The organism is Streptomyces pratensis (genome assembly GCF_037137275.1).
Taxonomy (GTDB): Bacteria; Actinomycetota; Actinomycetes; order Streptomycetales; family Streptomycetaceae; genus Streptomyces; species Streptomyces pratensis_B.
In genome coordinates this window covers 59,896-76,658 of the sequence record NZ_JBBBEN010000072.1, presented here as the reverse complement: position 1 = coordinate 76,658, position 16,763 = coordinate 59,896, and the positions used below count along the sequence as shown (strand labels likewise).

The following is a 16,763-nucleotide window of genomic DNA, read 5'->3' as shown; positions in this document are numbered from 1 at the left end:
GTATGGAGAGTCACGAGCCCGAGCGCCTCACGCCCGCCCAGGCGGCGGCCGTCAGGCGTTCCCTGGCCAGCGGCAGGGGCGCCCTCACCCGCCGATCGCTGCTGCGCGCCTCTGGCAGGGGCGCGCTGGTGCTCGGCGGGGCGGCCGCCCTCGGCGCGTGCGGCATACCGCCCGCCCGGCGCGCCGACGCCGGCACGGCCGCCGACGACCACTCGGCGAGGGAGAAGGAGGTCGCCTTCTCCAACTGGACCGAGTACATGGACGTCAGCGAGGACGAGAAGAGCCGCCCCACCCTCCAGGCGTTCACCAGACGCACCGGGATCAGGGTCAAGTACACCGAGGACATCAACGACAACGTCGAGTTCTTCGGGAAGATCAAACCGCAGCTCGCGGCCGGCCAGGACACCGGGCGCGACCTCATCTGCGTCACCGACTGGCTCGCCGCCCGCATCATCCGCCTCGGCTGGGCGCAGAAGCTCGACCCGGCGAACCTCCCGCACGCCTTCGCGAACGTCTCCGCCCAGTTCCGCACCCCCGACTGGGACCCGGGCCGCGCCTACTCCTATCCCTGGACCGGCATCCCGGCCGTCATCGCGTACAACGTGAAGGCGACCGGCGGCCGCACGGTCGACTCCGTCACCCAGCTCCTCGACGACCCGAAGCTCACGGGCCGCGTCTCCTTCCTCTCCGAGATGCGCGACACCGTCGGCATGACCCTGCTCGACCAGGGCAAGGACCCGGGGAAGTTCACCGACGCCGACTTCGACGGCGCCATCGCCCGCCTCCAGAAGGCCGTCGACAGGAAGCAGGTCCGCCGCTTCACCGGCAACGACTACACCGCCGACCTCAGCAAGGGCGACATCGCCGCCTGCGTCGGCTGGGCCGGGGACGTCATCCAGCTCCAGGCCGACAACCCGGACATCAGGTTCGCCATCCCGGCCGCCGGATACATCACCTCCAGCGACAACCTCCTGGTCCCCGCCCAGGCCCGGCACAAGACCAACGCGGAGAAGCTCATCGACTACTACTACGAGCCGCCGGTCGCCGCCCGGCTCGCCGCCTACATCAACTACGTCTGCCCGGTCGACGGCGTACGCGAAGAGCTCGCCAGGATCGACGCGTCGATGGCCTCCAACACCCTGATCCTCCCCGACGCGGACATGGCGGCGAAGTCCCGCTCCTTCCGTTCGCTGAGCACGGAGGAAGAGACCGCGTACGAAGAGAAGTTCGCCCGGCTCATCGGCGTCTGACCCGGCCCTCCCCGCCCGGTCTCCCCATCCCCGAACTCCCCGACCACACTGGGACCGCGACCCATGACACAGCAGCGACACACGGGCGGCGACGTCCGCCTCACCGGGGTCAGCAAGACCTACGGCTCCTTCACCGCCGTACAGCCGCTCGACCTGACCGTCCCCGAGGGCTCCTTCTTCGCCCTGCTCGGAGCGTCCGGCTGCGGCAAGACCACCACCCTGCGGATGATCGCCGGCCTGGAGGAGGCCACCACCGGCACGATCCACCTCGGGGACAAGGACATCACCGGCCTGCCCCCGCACAGACGGCCCGTCAACACCGTCTTCCAGAGCTACGCCCTCTTCCCTCACCTGGACATCGCGGAGAACATCGCCTTCGGGCTCCGGCGGCGCGGGATCAGGTCCGTGAAGAAGCAGGTCGACGCCATGCTGGACCTCGTCGAGCTCGGGGACCTCGCCCGCCGCAGACCGCACCAGCTCTCCGGCGGCCAGCAGCAGCGCGTCGCCGTCGCCCGCGCGCTCATCAACCACCCGCGGGTCCTGCTGCTCGACGAACCGCTCGGCGCCCTCGACCTGAAGCTCCGCCGGCAGATGCAGCTGGAGCTCAAGCGGATACAGACCGAGGTCGGCATCACCTTCGTGCACGTCACCCACGACCAGGAGGAGGCCATGACCATGGCCGACACCGTCGCGGTGATGAACGGGGGCCGGGTGGAACAGCTCGGCGCCCCCGCCGACCTCTACGAGAACCCGCGCACCACGTTCGTCGCCAACTTCCTCGGCACCTCCAACCTCATCGAAGGCGACGTCCTGGCCGCCGCCGGCGTGGACGTCGTCGTCTCGGCGGGCGGCGGAGAACTCACCCTGCCCCGCGCACGGTGCCCGGACTCCACGACCAGCGGCGGCCGTATCCTGCTGGGCATCCGGCCCGAGAAGATCGCCCTCACCCCCGCCGCCGACGCGCACGCGATAGCCGCCGGGCGCAACCGGGTCACCGGCCGCGTCGTCGACTCCAGCTTCATCGGCGTCTGCACCCAGTACGTGGTCGAGAGCCCGGCGGGCGCGGCCCTCCAGGTGTACGAGCAGAACGTCGAACGGCGCACCGGGCTCGTCCCCGGGGCCGAGGTCGTCCTGCACTGGAACCCCGACCACGCCTTCGGGCTCGACGCCGACCAGGACATCGCGGCGGGCGTCAAGAGCATGGAGGACGCCGCGTGAGCCTCACCGAGGCGCCGCCCGCACCGCCCACGGCGCCGGCGCCCCGCAAGCCCTTGGCCCGCAAGCGGCTCGTACCCTACTGGCTGCTGCTCCCCGGCATCCTGTGGCTCCTGGTCTTCTTCGCCCTGCCCCTCGTCTACCAGGCCTCCACCTCCGTGCAGACCGGCTCCCTGGAGCAGGGCTTCGAGGTCACCTGGCACTTTCGGACGTACGCGGACGCGCTGAGCGACTACTACCCCCAGTTCATCCGGTCCCTGCTGTACGCGGGCACCGCCACGCTCCTGTGCCTGCTGCTGGGGTACCCGCTCGCCTATCTCATCGCCTTCAAGGCGGGCCGCTGGCGCAACCTCGTGCTCGTGCTGGTCATCGCCCCGTTCTTCACCAGCTTCCTCATCCGCACGCTGGCCTGGAAGACGATCCTGGCCGACGGCGGCGCGGTCGTGGACGTGCTGACCACCCTGCACGTCCTGGACGTCACCAGTCAGCTCGGCTGGACCGGGTCCGACCGGGTCCTGGCCACCCCGATGGCCGTCGTCTGCGGCCTCACGTACAACTTCCTGCCGTTCATGATCCTGCCGCTCTACACCTCGCTGGAGCGGATCGACGGCCGGCTGCACGAGGCGGCGAGCGACCTGTACGCCACCCCCGCCACCACTTTCCGCACGGTGACGTTCCCGCTCTCCATGCCCGGCGTCGTCGCCGGCACCCTGCTGACCTTCATCCCCGCCAGCGGCGACTACGTCAACGCGGAACTCCTCGGCTCCACCGACACCAAGATGGTCGGCAGCGTCATCCAGAGCCAGTTCCTGCGGGTGCTGGACTACCCGACGGCCGCCGCGCTCTCGTTCCTCCTCATGGCGGTCGTCCTGCTGATGGTCACCTTCTACATCCGCCGCTCCGGGACGGAGGACCTGGTCTGATGTCCGTACTGCGCTGGACGCGCCGGAACCTGGTCGTCATCGCGGGTCTGCTGACCCTCGCGTACATGATCCTGCCGAACGTCGTCGTGATGGTGTTCTCGTTCAACAAGCCCAACGGGCGCTTCAACTACGCCTGGCAGCGGTTCTCGCTGGACGCCTGGAAGGACCCCTGCGGCGTCGCGGACCTGTGCGGCTCGCTCTCCCTCTCGCTGCAGATCGCCCTCTGGGCGACGCTGGGCGCCACCGCGCTCGGCACGATGATCGCCTTCGCCCTGGTCCGCTACCGCTTCCGGGCGCGCGGCGCGATCAACTCGCTGATCTTCCTTCCGATGGCGATGCCCGAGGTCGTCATGGCGGCGTCGCTGCTCACGCTCTTCCTCAACATGGGCGCACAACTGGGTTTCTGGACCGTGTTGATCGCCCACATCATGTTCTGCCTCAGCTTCGTGGTGACGGCCGTCAAGGCCCGGGTGATGTCGATGGACCCGCGCCTGGAGGAAGCCGCCCGCGACCTCTACGCGGGGCCCGTGCAGACCTTCCTCCGGGTGACCCTGCCCATCGCGGCCCCGGGGATCGCGGCGGGAGCGCTGCTCGCCTTCGCGCTCTCCTTCGACGATTTCATCATCACCAATTTCAACGCGGGCTCCACCGTCACGTTCCCCATGTTCGTCTGGGGCTCGGCGCAGCGTGGCACACCCGTGCAGATCAACGTCATCGGCACCGCCATGTTCGTCATCGCGGTGCTGCTGGTCCTCGCCGGTCAGCTCGTCGCGAGCCGGCGGAGGAAGAACGCTCGGCCCTGAAGTCCCCGAAGGAGTTGGAAACCCATGGCCCCAGCTGCCATGCGTACCGCCGCACGATCGATCGCCGGCGCCAGGCCGGTCGCCTACTGGCTGGACGACCCGGCACGGCCCGAAGCGCTGGACGCCCTCACCGGCGACGACCACACCGACCTGCTGGTCGTCGGCGGAGGGTACAGCGGCCTGTGGACCGCGATCGTCGCCAAGGAACGCGACCCGGACCGTGACGTCGTCCTCATCGAGGGGCACGAGGTGGGCTGGGCCGCCTCCGGCCGCAACGGGGGTTTCTGCGCCGCCTCCCTCACCCACGGCCTGGCCAACGGTCTGGAGCGCTGGCCGGGCGAGATCGCGCGGCTGCGGGAGCTGGGGGACCGCAACCTCGACGCCATCGAGGCCGCCGTCGCCCGCTACGGCATCGACTGCGAGTTCGAGCGGACCGGCGAGATCGACGTGGCCACCGCCCCCCACCAGCTCGAAGAGCTGCGGGACTGGCACGCGAAGCTGGGGGAGCTCGGCATCACCGGGGTGGACTTCCTGGACCGCGACGCCCTGCGTGCCGAGGTCGACTCGCCCACCTTCCTCGGCGGGCTCTGGGACCGTCGCGGCGTCGCCATGCTGCACCCGGCCAAGCTGGCGTGGGGCCTCAAGCGGGCCTGCCTCGGCCTCGGCGTGCGGATCTACGAGCACACGCGGGGCCTGGCCCTCGCCCGCACCGGCTCGGGGATGGCCGTGCGCACCCCGTACGGGCGGGTCTTCGCCCGCCGGGTCGCTCTCGGGACCAACGTCTTCCCCTCGCTCGTCAGACGCGTCCGCCCGTACACGGTGCCGGTCTACGACTACGCGCTGATGACCGAGCCGCTCAGCGCCGGCCAGCTCCATTCCATCGGCTGGCGGAAAAGGCAGGGGCTCGGCGACAGCGCCCATCAGTTCCACTATTTCCGGCTCTCCGCGGACAACCGGATTCTGTGGGGCGGATACGACGCGATCTATCCGTACGGGGGCCGGCTCAACGCCGATCTCGATCAGCGTCCGGAGACGTTCCTCAAACTCGCGGAACAGTTCTTCACCTGCTTTCCGCAGCTTTCCGGGCTGCGCTTCTCGCACGCCTGGGGCGGCGCGATCGACACCTGCTCGCGCTTCACGGCGTTCTTCGGGACAGCCCATCGCGGACGCGTCGCCCACGCGGCCGGATTCACCGGTCTCGGCGTCGGCTCGACCCGCTTCGGGGCCGAGGTGATGCTCGACCTCCTGGCCGGCGAGGAGACGGAGCTGACCCGGCTGGAGATGGTCCGCTCGAAGCCCGTCCCCTTCCCGCCGGAGCCGTTCGCCTGGGCCGGGATCGAGATCACCAAGCGGTCCCTCGCCCGCGCCGACGCCAACGGCGGGCACCGCGATCTGTGGCTGCGGACGATGGACCGGCTGGGGCTCGGCTTCGACAGCTGAGCCCGCGCACCGCGGCTGTGACCCACTTCACCGCCCATCGGTTGAGGCAACCCGCGTCATAGCCGGCGCACCGCGCTCTCTGGTAGGTGAGCGCCCCGGCACGGCTTTGCCGGGGCCCACGCCAACGGGAGGCTGGCCATGACGGGTTCGCGATCCACGGCCGCGGTCGAGTGGCTCACATCGGCGGCCCCCGACCCCGACGCCTGCCGGTGGGCATGGCAGCGCGATCCGCAGGGGATCGTGCTCCTCCCCGCCGGGAAGCTCTGGGACGTCCTCATCGTTCCGGGCGCGCTGGGCCGCCCCACGCTCGACGTCCTCCTCCGCCTCGTCGGCCGTCCGGGGCCGGTTCTCGCCGCCCTCAGGGTGCGCCGGACGGGCTTCTTCGTTCCGCCGGGCACCGCCTCCGGCTGGGCCGGCGCCGGCGCCAGGGGGTGCGGCCCCGGCGCGGGGATCGTCGTCCCCCGCCCGGGCCGGGCGGCCGGGGGAGTGCGCTGGCTGGCGCCGCCGGACGGCTCGGGCACGCTCACCGACGCGGGGCTGCTGGAGCGGGCGATGCACGAGGCGGCGGGCGCCGCCGCCGGGAGCGCCCGCGCCCCTCGGCAGGCGGCCCGTGACGCCGGCCGGCGGCGGCGTCCGGACGGCTGAAGGGGCTGTGAGAAGTCTTGACAAGCTCATTGGTCTGGACCATGTTGTGCGCACGCCACGCCCCAATTCCCCCCGCACGGAGGCTGTTGTGGAACGCACCGGACGACCCGTCAGACTTTCCGGACTTCTGGCCGCCTTCTCCGCGGCCCTGCTCGCCGCCGGCGCCCTGGTCGCCACGGCGCCGGCGGCGGGCGCGGCCGACGCCGACCTGGTGCGCAACGGCGGCTTCGAAGCGGGCCTGGAGGGCTGGAGCTGCACGGCCTCCAGCGGATCGGCGGTCTCCACGCCCGCTCACGGCGGCACCGCCGCGCTGAAGGCGACCCCGGCCGGAAACGACCACGCCAAGTGCTCCCAGGCCATCGCGGTCAAGCCCGACTCGGCCTACACGCTCACCGCCTGGGTGCAGGGGAGCCACGTCTACCTCGGCGCGTCCGGCACCGGCACCACCGACGTCTCCACCTGGACCCAGTCCCCCGGGGCGTGGAAGCAGCTCACCACCCGCTTCACCACGGGCCCCTCCACCACCTCGGTGAACGTCTACACCCACGGCTGGTACGGCACCCCGGCCCACTACGTGGACGACGTCACCCTCACCGGGCCCGGCGGCGACCCCGTCGTCGTGCCGGCCGTCCCCACGGGCCTGAAGGCGACCGGGGCCACCTCCTCCTCGGTCTCCCTCTCCTGGGACGCCGTGTCCGGCGCGAGCGGCTACCACGTCTACCGCGGCGGCACGAAGGTCGCCTCGGTGACCGGCGCCTCCGCCACCGTCCCGGGCCTGGCCGCCTCCACCACGTACAGCTTCCAGGTCGCGGCCGCCAACACGGCCGGCGAGTCCGCCAGGTCGGCGGCCGTCAGCGCGACGACCGCGGCGGGGGGCGGGGGCGGCGGGGGCGCCGGCCTGCCCGACCGCGCGCTCGTCGGCTACCTGCACTCCAGCTTCGCCAACGGCTCCGGCTACACCCGGATGGCGGACGTGCCCGACTCCTGGGACGTCATCAACCTCGCCTTCGGCGAGCCCACTTCCGTCACCTCCGGCGACATCCGCTTCTCGCTCTGCCCGGTCTCCGAGTGCCCGAACGTCGAGTCCGAGGCCGAGTTCAAGGCCGCGATCAAGGCCAAGCAGGCAGCCGGCAAGAAGGTGCTGATCTCCATCGGCGGCCAGAACGGCCAGGTGCGGCTCGCCACCACCGCCGCGCGGGACGCCTTCGTCGCCTCGGTCTCCAGGATCATCGACACCTACGGCCTCGACGGCCTGGACATCGACTTCGAGGGCCACTCCCTCTCGCTGGAGACCGGGGACACCGACTTCCGCAACCCCACATCGCCGGTGATCGTCAACCTGATCTCCGCGGTGAAGTCCCTCAAGGCCGCCTACGGCCCCAACTTCGTCCTCACCATGGCGCCGGAGACCTTCTTCGTGCAGCTCGGCTACCAGTTCTACGGCTCCGGCCCCTGGGGCGGCCAGGACCCGCGCGCCGGCGCCTACCTCCCGGTCATCCACGCGCTGCGCGACGACCTGACCCTGCTGCACGTCCAGGACTACAACTCGGGCCCGATCATGGGCCTCGACGACCAGTACCACTCGATGGGCGGCGCGGACTTCCACATCGCGATGACCGACATGCTGCTCGCGGGCTTCCCGGTCGCCGGCAACGCCGACCGCGTCTTCCCTGGACTGCGCCCCGACCAGGTCGCCATCGGCCTGCCGGCCTCCACCCACGCGGGCAACGGCCACACCTCGCCGGCCGAGGTCGCCAAGGCGCTCGACTGCCTCACCAAGAAGACCGGGTGCGGCTCCTACCGGACCCACGGAACCTGGACGGACCTGCGCGGCCTGATGACCTGGTCCATCAACTGGGACCGGTTCAACGACTGGGAGTTCTCGAAGAACTTCGACGCCTACTACGGCGGCTGACCCACCCCAGGGGCGCGAGCAGCACGGGCCCCAGGCACCAACTGGCCAGCACGTCGAGCGGCCAGTGGTAGCCGTGCAGCACCAGACCGATGCCCGTCGCCGTGGTCAACAGGACAGCGGCGACGGGCATCATCCACGCCCGGGGCCATCTTCTCGCGCGTGAGGACGCCGGGCGGGGAAGAGCCAGCAGGAGCAGGGCCGAGGCCCCGTAGGCCACGGCCGCCGTGGCCGTGTGGCCGGACGGGTAGTAGTTGACCGCCTCGGTCAGCGGCCCCTGCCGGGCGGTGGCCACCTTCAACGGGATCACCAGCGCGGGCACCGCCGCCATGGTGAGGGCCGCGTACACGGCGAGCCTGCGGGCCCCGCGCCACAGCGCGTACCCGGTCGCGCAGGCGAGCACGGGGAGCGCCACCGGCATGCCGCCCAGGTCGGAGAGGGCCTGGGTCAACGCGGCCGGGCCGCGCCCGAAGAGCGCCGCGCCGACGCGTTCGTCCAGCTCGACGAGCGGGCCCGCGACGGCGACCTGCCAGGTGATCAGCGCGAAGAGCGTCGACAGGAGGCAGAGGAGGCCGCAGGCGAGAGGAGCCGGCCACCCGGGAGCAGGGGGGATTGCTCCGGGGTGGCCGGCGGGATCGGTTCGCCGCGCGCCCCGGGGGGTGTGGGGCGGGCGGCCGTCCGATCGGCGAGGAGCACCGGAGCCGAAGGCTCCGGCGTGCGCGACGGCACGTTGGGGACGGCGCTGGGGAAGCCCCGGCCCACAGTCGCCCCCGGTCTCCCGCGGGCGAGGCGTTTCGCTCATCTGCAGAAACCGTACGCCAGGGGAGGCGCGGCGGACAGCCGTCGCCGCGACCCGCCATCGCCCCCGCACACGTTCTTCACAGGCCCTCACCCGGATGCGGGACGGAAGCAGCGTGAGACCGCCTCCATCCGCATGCCGGTTCGACCGTTCAGAGCTGGCCGAATGCCTGCTCGATGATGTCGAGCCCCTCGGAGAGCAGCTCCTCACCGATCACCAGCGGCGGCAGGAAACGCAGCACGTTGCCGTACGTCCCGCAGGTCAGGACCATCAGCCCCTCGGCGTGGCAGGCCTTGGCGAGAGCGCCCGCCGCCTCCGGGGCCGGGTCCTTGGTGCCGGACTTCACGAGCTCGACGGCGATCATGGCGCCGCGGCCGCGGATGTCGCCGATGATGTCGCCGTTGGGGAGCTTCTCCCGCATCTCGGCGAGACGGCCCTTCATGACCTCCTCGATGCGCCTGGCCCTGCCGTTCAGGTCCAGCTCCCGCATCGTCTCGATCGCCCCGAGCGCGCCCGCGCAGGCGACCGGGTTGCCGCCGTACGTACCGCCCAGGCCGCCGGCGTGCGCGGCGTCCATGATCTCGGCGCGACCGGTCACGGCGGAGAGCGGCAGACCCCCCGCGATGCCCTTCGCGGTGGTGATCAGGTCCGGGACGATGCCCTCGTCCTCGCACGCGAACCACTGGCCGGTGCGGCAGAAACCGGACTGGATCTCGTCCGCGACGAACACGATGCCGTTGTCCTTGGCGAACTGCGCGATCGCGGGGAGGAAGCCCTTGGCCGGCTCGATGAAGCCGCCCTCGCCGAGCAGCGGCTCGATGACGATCGCGGCGACGTTCTCCGCGCCGATCTGCTTGGTGATCTCGTCGATGGCCTGCGCCGAAGCCTCGGCGCCCGCGTGCTCCGGCCCGGTCGGCCAGCGGTAGCCGTAGGCGACCGGGACCCGGTAGACCTCGGGCGCGAACGGGCCGAAGCCCTGCTTGTACGGCATGTTCTTCGCTGTCAGCGCCATCGTGAGGTTGGTGCGGCCGTGGTAGCCGTGGTCGAAGACGACGACGGCGGTGCGCTTGGTGTACGCGCGGGCGATCTTCACCGCGTTCTCGACGGCCTCGGCGCCGGAGTTGAACAGCGCGGACTTCTTCGGGTGGTCGCCCGGCGTCAGCTCGGCGAGCTGCTCGCAGACCTCGACGTACCCCTCGTACGGCGTGACCATGAAGCAGGTGTGGGTGAAGTCCGCGAGCTGCGCGGACGCCCGGCGCACGACGGCCTCCGCGGAGGCGCCCACGGAGGTCACCGCGATGCCGGAACCGAAGTCGATGAGCCGGTTCCCGTCGACGTCCTCGATGATCCCGCCGCCCGCACGGGCGGTGAACACCGGCAGGGTGGAGCCCACCCCCGCGGCGACGGCCGCGAGACGCCGGGCCTGCAACTCGGCCGACTTCGGTCCGGGGATGGCGGTGACGAGGCGGCGCTCCTGCGGAATTGCGGTCATGAGGGGCTCCTGGGGGATGGTGCGGACGCTCTTCTTTGTGCAGGCTAGGGGCGGGGGAGGGGCGCGGGCATGCTCCGATCGGGAGTGGTGGGGGTGTTTCCTTGTCCTCGGCGGACAGATGGCGTGACGGAGGGGCCCAGGTGCGGGGAACGACCGTGAAACGCCGGGCCTGGCACTAGATTGAGCGCTGCACCGAGATACCGCCTTGGCACGTCAGGGGAGCAGTGGCAATGGGCACCGAGGGCACGCACGACGCGCAGCGGGGGCAGGGCGCGCGGGGTGCGGGAGACACCGCGTCGCAGTGGCTCGGCCGCCCCCACGAGAAGGGCGCCGGGGCGCCGGGCGTACCCCGTCCGACTCCGCCGCCCCCCGTGCCGCCGCTGCCGCCCCGCCCGCCCGCCGCGGTCCTCGACGTGCGGCAGTGGCTCCGGGCGCATCGGGCCGACGCGGAGCCGGGCCTGTGGCGTTACGGGTACCGGCCGCCGGCTCTCACCGGAGCCGACCTCGTCCCCACCCGCGCTCTCGTCGTGGGCGCGCTCATCTCGCTGGCCTGCGGCATCTTTGCCTGGTCGGTCTGGAGCACCGACTACATCGCGGTGCAGCGGCTGCCCCTGCGGCTGTTCACGCCGTCCGAGTGGTGGCGCGGCGAGCCGGAACAGCCCGCGCGCACGGCCAGCGCCGTCTACAACAGTCTCTTCGCCGCGCTCCTGATCTACTTCTGCGGCCGGCTCGGGAACTGGCCGGCGCTGTACCGGAGGCTGGTCATGGAGCGGCCGCAGCCCGGACGCGCTCTCGCCGCGGCCGTCGCCGGGCTCCTGGTGGTGTGGATCGTCCTGGCCACGCAGCAGCTGCCCTTCCTCTACACGTTCCTCCACCTCCTGGTGCCGGCGTCGCTGGTGAGAGGGGACCCGCAGACCGCCGCCGCGACGCAGTGGACCGTCTACCTCCTGCTCGCGTCGGCCCTGCTGTGGCCGTTCGCGCGGACGGGTGGGTGGCTGCGGGTCCTTCGCAGACCCGCTCCCGTGGTCGCGGGCCCGCCGGAGGCCGGGCCCGGGACGGGCGAGGACCCCGCCCGATGGCCGCGGCTGCGTGCGGCGGGGCAGTCCGCCGCCGCCGACCGGCTGACCGCCGAGGTCGAGGGGCTGCGGATGAACGACGTCGACTGCGCCCGGATCGCTCACGCGTGGTCGCGGGTGGAAGCGGGTGCCCGGTCGCCGGGGGAGTTCGTCGACGGGGTCCTGCGGCGGGGAGCCGCGGCCTGTCTGCACCCCTCCGGCGCCCGCGACATCGCGGCCCGCGCCGCCACGCACGACCTGCTGACCTCACAGGTGCGGGTGGGGCGCTACACCGACCACCCGCGCACCCCCGTCGCCCGCCGGGGCGCGGGGGCGGCTCTGGACCCCTCTGTTCTGGGGACCTCGCTCCTGGCGGTCGGCCCCCACGGCTCAGACCGGACGCGACGGCTGGTGCGGCCGGTGGTGGAGTCGCTGTCGCTCCAGGCGCTGGCCGGTCAGGCGGCCGTGGTCGTCGTCTGCGCGGCGGGGGCGGAGCTGGGCCCGGAGGACTCCTACGACGTCGTGGTGAAGATCGGCGACCCGGACTCGGTGTACGACCTCGATCTGTACGGCGGCGCCACGGACCCCGACGAGGCCGCGGCACTCCTGTCGGAAGCCTTCACCGGGGACCTGGCGGACGTGGACAGCCGCCGGGCGGCCATCACCCTGGGCCAGCTGATCGGCCCCTTCGGCGCGGCCCACGGCAGGTACCCCTCGCTGCCCGAGCTGCGGGAGCTGCTCGACGGCGGGCGTCCCGCGCTGGACCGGCTCCGCGAGCGCCTGGACCCGGACGAGCACCGCTCCTCCCTGCGGGAGGTCGACGCCCGCGAACGTCAGCTCGGCTCCCCGGCGGACCTCAGCGGAGTGCTCGCCGACCGGATCGCCTTTCTCGACCGGCCGGCCTTCGACGGGTTCCTGGACACCCGCGGCCGGTCGCGGCCCTTCTCCCTGCGGGCGCTGGAGCATCCGGTGCGGGTGCGGATCACGTTGCCGGAGCGGAACCACCCGGAGGCCTCGCGCATTCTCACCCGGTTGGTCCTCGCGCAGTTCGTCTCCAGCGTCAGCGCGCGCCAGGACGCCTCGCTCTTCGCCGCTCTGGTGCTCGACGACGCCTCCGGCACCGTGACCGCCGACTCCCTGCGGGCCGTGCAGCGGCTCCGGCAGCTGAACGCCGGCGCCGTGCTGGCGGTGCGCTCCCTGGACGAGGTGGGGCAGCACCTGCACGCCGCGCTGCTCGGGGCGGTCGGGTGCCTGATGACGTTCCCCGGCATCACCACCTGGGAGGGCAAGCGTTTCGCGGAGGCCTGGGGCAAGGAGTGGGTCGAGACGCGAGAGGTCGCCCAGCACACCGTCTACGCCGACCAGCCTTTCACCCGCGCGGTGCACGCCTTGCGCAAGCTCGTCACCGGGAAGGCCGTCACCAGGGACGCGGTGACCGTACGGCAGGTCGAGCGGGAGCGCTGGTCGGGCTCGGAGCTGGCGTACGCGGTGCCGGCCGGGCACGCGGTGCTCTCCGTGACCACCGTGGCCGGCCGGCACGGCCCCCCGCTGCTCGTGGAGCTCGACGGCTGAGCGGCGGGAGCGGGACGTCGCGCGGCTGAGCGGACGGGAGGGCCCCACGGTCGCCGGGGAGCGGGGGCCCTCGTCACCGGTCGGCCACCCCCGCGCCCGTCTCACGGCCGCCGGGGGAGGGAAGCGCTGTCGGCGGCCGGCCGGCCGTCCCCGGGGCCGAGCGGTGACCGGGACCCTGCCGCCCTGGCAGAATCGGGAGCAGCCGTTCCTACGGGACGGCGAAATCCACCTGGCCGTCCCCGGGCACTCGTCCGCCGACTCGTCCCCGACCCAGAGGGTTCTTGGCCCATGCCTCCCACGCTCGCCTCGCTCGTGCAGCATTCGGCGCTCAAGCTCGCGGTGCGGGCGGGCGCGGACCGGCTCGGCGCCCCGGTGCGCTGGGCCCACGCCAGCGAGCTCACCGACCCCGTCCCGTACATGGACGGCGGCGAACTCCTGCTGGTGACCGCCACCAACCTCGACGCCGAGAACGCCGAGTCCATGCTGCGGTACGTACGGCGGCTGGCCGGGGCCGGGGTCGCCGGGCTCGGCTTCGGGGTCGGGGTGAACTACGACGACATCCCGGCCGCCCTCGTCGAGGCCGCGGAGGAGGTGGGGCTGCCGCTGCTGGAGGTCCCCCGCCGCACCCCGTTCCTCGCCATCAGCAAGGCGGTCTCCGCGGCCATCGCCGCCGACCAGTACCGCGCGGTCACCGCGGGGTTCGAGGCCCAGCGGGAGCTGACGAAGGCCGCGCTCGCCGGGGACGGCCCCGCCGGCCTGCTGGCCCGGCTCGCCGCCCACGTCGACGGCTGGGCCGCGCTGTACGACGCCTCCGGCGCGGTGCTCGCGACCGCCCCCGACTGGGCGGCCCGCCGCGCCGCCCGGCTCACCCCCGACGTCCAGCGGCTGCGGGACCGGCCCGCGCCCGCCAGCGTCGTCGTGGGAGGCAGCGAGGACCGCGTCGAACTCCAGTCGCTGGGCACCGGCCGCCGGGCGCGCGGCGCGCTGGCCGTCGGCACCGGCGCGGCGCTCGGGACCGCCGAACGCTACGCCGTGCACTCCGCCGTCGCCCTGCTCACCCTGACCACCGCCCGCTCCCGCTCCCTCCAGGGCGCCGAGCAACGCCTCGGCGCCGCCGTCCTGCGGATGCTGCTGGCCGGCCAGCCCGACCACGCGCGCGCGGTCGCCGGAGACCTCTACGGCGGGCTGCTGGACGCCCCGTTCCGGCTGCTGATCGCCGAGGCCGCCGCGCCTTCCGGGCCCGAACTGCTCACCGAGACGATGGAGGCGGCCGCCGCCCGCCGCGGCGAGGCGCTGCTCCTGGTTCCCGAGGCCGAACGGGTCGTCGTGCTGGCCGCGGACGGCGGGGCCGCCGTCGCCGCCTGCGCCTCCTACGCCCGGGCCCAGGACGAACGCGCGCCGCGCGAAGGGGGCGCAGAGGACAGCGACGTCGTCGTCGGCCTCTCCGCCCCCGCCGGTCCCATCGCCGTCTCCGCCGCCTACAAGCAGGCCGAGCAGGCCCTCTCCGTCGCCCGCCGACGGGGCCGGGCGCTGGTCGAGCACGAGGAGCTGGCGGCCGGTTCGGTGCTGCCGCTGCTCGCCGACGACGCGGTGCGGGCCTTCGCGGACGGCATGCTCCGTCCCCTGAGCGAGCACGACGCCAAGGGGCGCGGCGACCTCGTGGCCTCGCTGCGCGCCTGGCTCTCCCGGCACGGCCAGTGGGACGCGGCCGCCGCGGACCTTGGCGTGCACCGGCACACCCTGCGCTACCGGATGCGCAGGGTGGAGGAGATCCTGGGCCGTTCGCTGGACGACCCGGACGTCCGCATGGAGCTGTGGCTCGCGCTCAAGGCCACCGCGGCGGCCGTGCCCGCGGAGGGGTGAGCGGTCGGCTCCGGCCGGGCGCCCCGACAACCGGTCCGACCCCACAGCGCCGGCCGCGGCCCGACGGAGACGGTTCGACGAGGATGGGGCCCGGGACGCCGCGGCGCGCGCCCACGCGGAGTACGGCTACGACGCCGCCGCCACCCCGGGCCTGTGCGCCGCGACGGCTCCGGCGTACCGGGCCTCCTCCGCCGATTCGGAGCATCCGGTCCCCGCTCCGCTCCACGCCGGACAAACGCCATGAGCGCCTCGCCCCCCTACCGTGGGACCACAACGGACGGCCTGCGAGCCGCCCGCCCCCTCCGTCACGATCTCCGAAGGGCCGGAACTCCATGACTTCCCCCCACGCGTTCTGGCTGGCCGGCCGCCAGGCCACCGGTGCGGACAGCTTCGACGTCACCAACCCGTACGACGGGCGCCTCGTCGGCGCCGTCAGCGTGCCGACCGACGCCCAGGTCGAGGAGGCCGTAGCCGCCGCCCACGCCGTGCGCGAGGAGTTCGCCGCGACCCCCGCCCATGTACGGGCCGCCGCTCTCGACCATGTCGTACGGCGGCTGACGGAGCGCACGGAGGAGATCGCCCAGCTGATCTCGGCGGAGAACGGCAAGCCCATCAAGTGGGCCCGCGGCGAGGTCGGCCGGGCCGTGTCCGTGTTCCGGTTCGCCGCGGAGGAGGCCCGCCGCTTCAACGGCGGCGAGGCCCAGCGGCTCGACACCGACCTGGGCGGCACCGGCCGCCTCGGCCTGACCCGGCGCTTCCCGCGGGGGGCTGTCCTCGGCATCGCGCCCTTCAACTTCCCGCTGAACCTCAGCGCCCACAAGGTCGCCCCGGCCATCGCCGTCGGCGCGCCGATGATCCTGAAGCCCGCCCCGGCCACCCCGATCTCCTCGCTGGTCCTCGGTGAACTGCTGGCCGAGACCGGCCTCCCGGCCGGCTCCTGGTCCGTCCTGACCGTGCCCAACGACAAGATGCCCGCCCTGGTCCAGGACGAGCGGCTGCCGGTCATCTCCTTCACCGGGTCGGGCCCCGTCGGCTACTCGATCATGGAGTCCGCGCCCCGTAAGCACTGCACCCTGGAGCTCGGCGGCAACGGCGCGGCGGTCGTCCTCGGCGACTACGCCTCGGAGGCCGACCTGGACTGGGCCGCGACCCGGATCGCCACGTTCTCCAACTACCAGGGCGGCCAGTCCTGCATCTCGGTGCAGCGCGTCATCGCCGACGCATCGGTCTACGACCGGCTCGTCCCGAAGATCGTCGCAGCCGTCGAGGCCCTGGTCACCGGCGACCCGGCCGACGCCGCCACCGACGTCGGCCCCCTCGTCAGCGAGGACGCCGCGAAGCGCGTCGAGTCCTGGGTCGACGAGGCCGTCCAGGGCGGCGCGGAACTGCTCACCGGCGGTGAGCGCGACGGGGCCGCCTACGCCCCGACCGTCCTCGCCGGCCTCCCGGACGACGTGAAGCTCTCCTGCGAAGAGGTCTTCGGCCCGGTCATGTCCCTGCAGAAGGTGGACGGCGAGGCCGAGGCGTACGCCGCCGTCAACTCCTCCAAGTACGGCCTCCAGGCCGGGGTGTTCACCCACGACCTCCAGACCGCCTTCCGCGCCCACCGGGCGCTGGAGGTCGGCGGAGTGATCATCGGCGACGTCCCCTCGTACCGCGCCGACCAGATGCCGTACGGCGGAGCCAAGCAGTCCGGTGTCGGCCGCGAGGGCGTGCGGTACGCCATGGACGACTACACCTACGAGCGCGTCCTGGTCCTCACCGGCCTCGCCCTGTAGCCCCCGGCGACCGTCC

The 16,763-nt window shown here is 72.9% G+C and carries 12 protein-coding genes; 10 read left to right on the top strand and 2 right to left on the bottom strand.

Annotated elements, in window-relative coordinates; translation table 11 throughout:
- Window positions 1–2: 2 nt before the first annotated feature.
- From V9U70_RS07845 to V9U70_RS07815, 7 genes are all read left to right on the top strand, one after another.
- Window positions 3–1,250: an ABC transporter substrate-binding protein gene (locus V9U70_RS07845; protein WP_336673751.1), complete on the top strand. Its 1,248-nt coding sequence runs from the start codon at window positions 3–5 to the stop codon at window positions 1,248–1,250.
- Between the two features lie 63 nt (window positions 1,251–1,313).
- The gene (locus tag V9U70_RS07840; protein ID WP_336673750.1) at window positions 1,314–2,468 is read left to right on the top strand and encodes an ABC transporter ATP-binding protein; all 1,155 of its coding nucleotides are present in this window, start codon (window positions 1,314–1,316) and stop codon (window positions 2,466–2,468) included.
- Entirely contained in the window at window positions 2,465–3,388 is a 924-nt protein-coding gene (locus tag V9U70_RS07835) for an ABC transporter permease (protein WP_336673749.1), read from the top strand. Before V9U70_RS07840 ends, V9U70_RS07835 begins: the two co-directional genes overlap by 4 nt.
- Window positions 3,388–4,191 (top strand): ABC transporter permease, encoded by an 804-nt coding sequence (locus tag V9U70_RS07830; protein ID WP_336673748.1) that lies wholly within the window; start codon window positions 3,388–3,390, stop codon window positions 4,189–4,191. The genes V9U70_RS07835 and V9U70_RS07830 overlap by 1 nt, the downstream gene beginning before the upstream one ends.
- Window positions 4,192–4,215: 24 nt before the next feature.
- Window positions 4,216–5,631: an NAD(P)/FAD-dependent oxidoreductase gene (locus tag V9U70_RS07825; protein ID WP_336673747.1), complete on the top strand. Its 1,416-nt coding sequence runs from the start codon at window positions 4,216–4,218 to the stop codon at window positions 5,629–5,631.
- Window positions 5,632–5,769: 138 nt separating this feature from the next.
- Entirely contained in the window at window positions 5,770–6,276 is a 507-nt protein-coding gene (locus tag V9U70_RS07820) for a bifunctional DNA primase/polymerase (RefSeq protein WP_336673746.1), read from the top strand.
- An 88-nt stretch (window positions 6,277–6,364) separates the two neighbouring features.
- Complete coding sequence (locus V9U70_RS07815) at window positions 6,365–8,191, top strand: chitinase (protein ID WP_336673745.1); 1,827 nt, start codon at window positions 6,365–6,367, stop codon at window positions 8,189–8,191.
- Here V9U70_RS07815 and V9U70_RS07810 read toward each other — a convergent pair.
- Both V9U70_RS07810 and gabT read right to left on the bottom strand, forming a co-directional pair.
- Window positions 8,142–8,990 carry a phosphatase PAP2 family protein gene (locus V9U70_RS07810; RefSeq protein ID WP_336673744.1) on the bottom strand — a complete coding sequence of 283 codons (849 nt, stop codon included), beginning with the start codon at window positions 8,988–8,990 and terminating at the stop codon, window positions 8,142–8,144. The two genes, V9U70_RS07815 and V9U70_RS07810, sit on opposite strands and share 50 nt — an antisense overlap.
- A gap of 148 nt (window positions 8,991–9,138) precedes the next feature.
- The gene (gene gabT, locus V9U70_RS07805) at window positions 9,139–10,479 is read right to left on the bottom strand and encodes a 4-aminobutyrate--2-oxoglutarate transaminase (RefSeq protein ID WP_336673743.1); all 1,341 of its coding nucleotides are present in this window, start codon (window positions 10,477–10,479) and stop codon (window positions 9,139–9,141) included.
- A 230-nt stretch (window positions 10,480–10,709) separates the two neighbouring features.
- On the opposite strand from gabT, the gene V9U70_RS07800 reads away from it, so the two are divergent.
- From V9U70_RS07800 to V9U70_RS07790, 3 genes are all read left to right on the top strand, one after another.
- Window positions 10,710–13,106 carry an ATP/GTP-binding protein gene (locus tag V9U70_RS07800; protein WP_336673742.1) on the top strand — a complete coding sequence of 799 codons (2,397 nt, stop codon included), beginning with the start codon at window positions 10,710–10,712 and terminating at the stop codon, window positions 13,104–13,106.
- Between the two features lie 288 nt (window positions 13,107–13,394).
- On the top strand, window positions 13,395–14,969 hold the full coding sequence (locus V9U70_RS07795) for a PucR family transcriptional regulator (RefSeq protein ID WP_336673741.1): 1,575 nt from the start codon (window positions 13,395–13,397) through the stop codon (window positions 14,967–14,969).
- 332 nt (window positions 14,970–15,301) lie between these two features.
- On the top strand, window positions 15,302–16,747 hold the full coding sequence (locus V9U70_RS07790) for an aldehyde dehydrogenase family protein (RefSeq protein ID WP_336673740.1): 1,446 nt from the start codon (window positions 15,302–15,304) through the stop codon (window positions 16,745–16,747).
- Window positions 16,748–16,763 lie beyond the last annotated feature (16 nt).

Excerpts from the sequence above, each read along its gene's own strand:
- V9U70_RS07845 (WP_336673751.1), top strand. The coding sequence starts at position 3 with ATGGAGAGTCACGAGCCCGAGCGCCTCACGCCCGCCCAGGCGGCGGCC.
- V9U70_RS07840 (WP_336673750.1), top strand. The coding sequence starts at position 1,314 with ATGACACAGCAGCGACACACGGGCGGCGACGTCCGCCTCACCGGGGTC.
- V9U70_RS07830 (WP_336673748.1), top strand. The coding sequence starts at position 3,388 with ATGTCCGTACTGCGCTGGACGCGCCGGAACCTGGTCGTCATCGCGGGT.
- V9U70_RS07825 (WP_336673747.1), top strand. The coding sequence starts at position 4,216 with ATGGCCCCAGCTGCCATGCGTACCGCCGCACGATCGATCGCCGGCGCC.
- V9U70_RS07820 (WP_336673746.1), top strand. The coding sequence starts at position 5,770 with ATGACGGGTTCGCGATCCACGGCCGCGGTCGAGTGGCTCACATCGGCG.
- V9U70_RS07810 (WP_336673744.1), bottom strand. The coding sequence starts at position 8,990 with ATGAGCGAAACGCCTCGCCCGCGGGAGACCGGGGGCGACTGTGGGCCG.
- gabT (WP_336673743.1), bottom strand. The coding sequence starts at position 10,479 with ATGACCGCAATTCCGCAGGAGCGCCGCCTCGTCACCGCCATCCCCGGA.
- V9U70_RS07800 (WP_336673742.1), top strand. The coding sequence starts at position 10,710 with ATGGGCACCGAGGGCACGCACGACGCGCAGCGGGGGCAGGGCGCGCGG.
- V9U70_RS07795 (WP_336673741.1), top strand. The coding sequence starts at position 13,395 with ATGCCTCCCACGCTCGCCTCGCTCGTGCAGCATTCGGCGCTCAAGCTC.
- V9U70_RS07790 (WP_336673740.1), top strand. The coding sequence starts at position 15,302 with ATGACTTCCCCCCACGCGTTCTGGCTGGCCGGCCGCCAGGCCACCGGT.